Raw genomic sequence first — 4,492 nt, 5'->3', positions numbered from 1 at the left:
TTTGCGTCAGCGCTCTGGTCCGACTCCGTCGGAGCGTGAACTGACGCCATTAGTCGCCGGAATTTATCTTGGGCAGGGGTGAACCCTGCCCCTACCGTCATTCCAGCGTACGCTGGAATCCACCCCATAGGATGCCCCGCAAGGCGGGGCATCGTACTTCGTTGCGTCAGTTCTTAGGTCCGACTCCGGTCGGAGCGTGAACTGACGCCATTAGTCGCCGGAATTTATCTTGGGCAGGGGTGAACCCTGCCCCTACCGTCATTCCAGCGTACGCTGGAATCCACCCCACAGGATGACCCGCAAGGCGGGGCATGGTTATCGTCGCAAGCGCGCCGTCAGGCCCGCTCCCAGCCGGATTTCCTGACCGGTTCCCCTCGCCCGCATACCGCTCAGTTTTTTTTGGCGTCGGCGACCTCAAATAGATAGATTAGGTATCAGACTATGCGGATACCCAAAAAGCGATACCTCGTTCTTTTCTTCATCCTGCTGCTGCTTCTGGTGCGGTTTGTCGCCGAGATCGGTCCCGACCGCACCGCCGGCGACCGCTTTCGGGCGGTCAAGATAATCGACGGCGACACGATGGAGCTTCAGGGGGGCGACCTTCTGCGGCTTCTGGCAATCGATACCCCGGAAAAGGGGGAGCCGTTTTATGATTCGGCGACCGCCTATCTATCGTCTCTGGCGCTGGGAAAAAGCGGTGAAATTCAATATGGGCAGCGGAAGCGTGACGGGTATGGACGTCTGCTGGGACATTTTATAACCGACTCGCTCTGGGTCAACCGGGAGATGCTTCGCCAGGGGCTGGCGACTATCTATTTATTTGAGGACAACCTCTCCGACCGGCAGGCGATAGACCGGCTGCTGGCGGCGCAGGAGGAGGCGATGAGGGCCGGTCGGGGGGTCTGGTCGCTTGAGCGACGTCCCGAAGAATTCTATCTGGCGATAAAGGGGAGCCTGCGGTTTCACCGTCCCCATTGCCGGTCGCTGCGGAAAAGCGACCCTGAGGAGCTTCTGCGGTTTGGCGCTCGTGAAGAGGCGTTCCGGGAGGGGTATTCCCCCTGCCGCAACTGCCGGCCATGAGTGTGGGGGGTCTCATTAATAAATCGCCTGGATTGTCCGAGATTACTTGACAGATTCGGAGAATGGGGTATCTTGAGTTACGGGTTTGAGCACGGCCCGATTGGTCCGAGTCAATTAGCCATTTAACAATCTGACTGAGAGTGGAGAATTGGATGGCTCAATTTAGCTTAGCATTGATGTTCAAATCCTTTACATAATGGTCACTTTGGGAGGTGCTATGTTCAGATTAATGTTAATAGTAACATTTATCTTGATCTCGTTTCCATGGGTTGGTGCTTTCGCATTTGATCCCCTCTTCTACGCCCGCATCGATTATCGGGCCGGGTTTAATCCTAGATCCGTCTTTGCAGCTGATTTAGACGGTGACAGCGACATGGATTTGGCCGTGGCAAATGATTCCCTTGGCAATGTCTCCATCCTGAAGAATAACGGCGACGGCTCGTTTGCCGCGGCGGTCAATTACGGAGCAGGCAGTGGTCCTATTTCCGTGTTTTCCGCTGACCTTGACGGTGACAGCGACATGGATCTGGCGGTGGCAAATTATGGAGCGTTTCCTGAATACATGCCCACTCTTTCTGTATTGAAGAATAACGGTGACGGTACATTTGCCGTCCCGGTAAATTATGGAGCAGGAGCAACTCCTTATTCCGTCTTTGCTGCTGACCTGGACGGCGATAACGACCAGGATTTGGCTGTGGCAAATTACTGGTCTCACAACGTCTCCATCCTTAAGAACAACGGAGACGGCACCTTTGCCGCGGCGGTCAATTACGGAGCCGGAACTAACCCCAAATCCGTCTTTTCGGCTGACCTTGATGGCGACAGCGACCAGGACCTCGCCGTCGCAAATGAATCCTCTCACAATGTCTCCATCCTGAAGAATAACGGCGACGGCTCGTTTGCCGCGGCGGTCAATTACGGAGCAGGCAGTGGTCCTATTTCCGTGTTTTCCGCTGACCTTGACGGTGACAGCGATCAGGACCTCGCCGTCGCAAATGAATCCTCTCACAATGTCTCGGTCCTTAAGAACAATGGCGACGGGACCTTTGCCGCTGCGCTGAATTATGGGGCCGCATATAATCCTTCTTCCGTCTTTGCCGCTGACCTTGACGGTGACAGCGACCAGGATCTGGCCGTGGCAAATCAAAATTCGGACAATGTCTCCGTACTGAAAAATGACGGCGACGGCACCTTTGCCGCCGCGCTGAATTATGTAGTTGGAGACCGTCCTCTTTCCGTCTTTGCGGCTGACTTTGACGGTGACAGCGACGAGGATTTGGCCCTGGCAAATTGGGCTCGGGACAATGTCTCGGTGCTCAAGAACAACGGCGATGGCACCTTTGCCGCACCCTTCAACTACGCAGTGGGGGACCGTCCTTATTCCGTCTTTGCGGCTGATTTTGACGGTGACAGCGACCAGGACTTGGCTGTGGCAAATACTAATACGGACAATGTCTCGGTCCTCAAGAACAACGGCGACGGCACCTTTGCCGCACCCTTCAACTACGCAGTGCGAGACTATCCTCTTTCCGTCTTTGCGGCTGACCTTGACGCTGACAGTGACCAGGATCTGGCTGTGGCAAATTTGTTTTCAGACAATGTCTCGGTCCTCAAGAACAACGGCGACGGTACCTTTGCGGCCGCACTGAATTATGGAGTCGGTGACGGTCCTTCTTCCGTCTTTGCGGCTGACCTCGACGGCGACAGCGACAAGGATTTGGCCGTGGTAAATTCTGGCACGGACAATGTCTCCATCCTCAAGAACAACGGCGACGGCACCTTTGCCGCACCCTTCAACTACGCAGTGGGGGACTATCCTTATTCCGTCTTTGCGGCGGACCTTGACGGCGACAGCGACCAGGATTTGGCCGTGGTAAATACTAATACGCACAATGTCTCCATCCTCAAGAACAACGGCGACGGGACCTTTGCCGCCGCCGTCAATTATGGAGCCGGTTACGCTCCTTGTTCCGTCTTTGCGGCTGACCTCGACGGCGACAGCGACAAGGACTTGGCCGTCGCAAATGAATCCTCAAATAATGTCTCTATCCTGAAGAATAACGGCGACGGCACCTTTGCCGCACCCTTCAACTACGCAGTGGGAGACTATCCTCAGTCCGTCTTTGCAATTGACCTTGATGGTGACAGTGACCAGGATCTGGCCGTGGTAAATCGACTTGCGAACAGTGTTTCTGTCCTGAAGAACAACGGCAACGGCACCTATGCCGCCGCCGTCAATTATGGAGCCGGAGCCGACCCTCGTAGGGTTTTTGCAGCCGACCTTGACGGCGACAGCGACTTGGATTTGGCCGTGTCTAGTTATGCTTTAGATTGTGTTTCCATCCTGCTAAACATCTCGCCTTCTCCCGCTACTGCTTTCACAGTCACCAGTTTAGACGGGACCGGTTCTGGGACAATTCGCTCCGCCATTGCCAACTCCAATCTGAACTCTGGTCTCGACACAATTACCTTCACGATTTCAGGCAGCATCGCTCTTGACGCCCCCCTCCCCATCCTCACTGACGACTCCACCGTCATCCTCGGCTCGTCGGCCCCCGGCGGGGCGCATTCGGTCATACTGGATGGGTCGCTGTTGACCGAGCTGGACGATGATGGGCTGGTTATCAGCGGAGTGTCGGTATCCGGCTGCAAAATCGAGGGACTGACCATTCGCGATTTTCCCGGTGCGGGTGTCAGAGTGGCCGGCTCACCCCTGACCGTATCAAACAGTATCACCAACAATCTGATTTACGGCAATGGCGGTCTGGCTATCGATATCGGCTTAAACGGATTCAACAGCAACGACGCCGGCGATGCCGACACCGGACCGAACACCCTTCTCAACTACCCGACCATCGATACTCTCTATGCCAACCCCGACAGCACTTACTGGATTCATGGCAAAGCGACCGACAGCGCCGTGGTCGAATTTTACCTGGCGCATCCGGCAGACGACGCGACGCGCCCGGCTGACCAATCCGGTCATGGCGAAGCCTACTCCTTCATTGGAGTCGATACCTGCGGGGCCGACAGCCTCTACTCATTCTTGGTGCCTAAGACAGTAGCCGGCTACTCGCAGATGACCTTCCTCACAACCGACAAATTCGGCAACACGTCTGAATTCGGTCCCAATTTCACCCTGATTCCCTCACCCCTCATTGTTGTCGCCTACTCGCCGATCAATCTCAGGGTGACCGACCCCAACGGCTTCTATATCGGCAAAGATGCTGACGGCAATTTGACCCAAACTATCATAAACGCCACTTACGATGAAATAATCAATGATTCAGTGACCATCCCCAACCCGCTCCTGGGCAACTATATCATTGAAGTCATCCCGGAATCGGACGCTCCCCCCGGCTCCACTTATGGCATCGGAATCCGCATTGACGGCTCGGTGCAGTCGTACATG

2 protein-coding genes are annotated in these 4,492 nt (G+C 55.3%); both read left to right on the top strand.

Annotation, left to right across the window (positions count from 1 at the left end; translation table 11 throughout):
• Positions 1–441 precede the first annotated feature (441 nt).
• A complete protein-coding gene (locus AB1690_07805) occupies positions 442–1,080 on the top strand; it encodes a thermonuclease family protein (GenBank protein MEW6015212.1) in 639 nt (212 codons plus the stop codon).
• Between the two features lie 196 nt (positions 1,081–1,276).
• A partial coding sequence (locus tag AB1690_07800; protein ID MEW6015211.1) for a VCBS repeat-containing protein occupies positions 1,277–4,492 on the top strand: 3,216 nt, incomplete at its 3' end.

Source organism: Candidatus Zixiibacteriota bacterium (assembly GCA_040753495.1).
Lineage (GTDB): Bacteria > Zixibacteria > MSB-5A5 > GN15 > PGXB01 > DYGG01.
The sequence above is the reverse complement of the archived record's forward strand: the minus strand, read 5'-3'. Positions and strand labels throughout refer to the sequence as shown.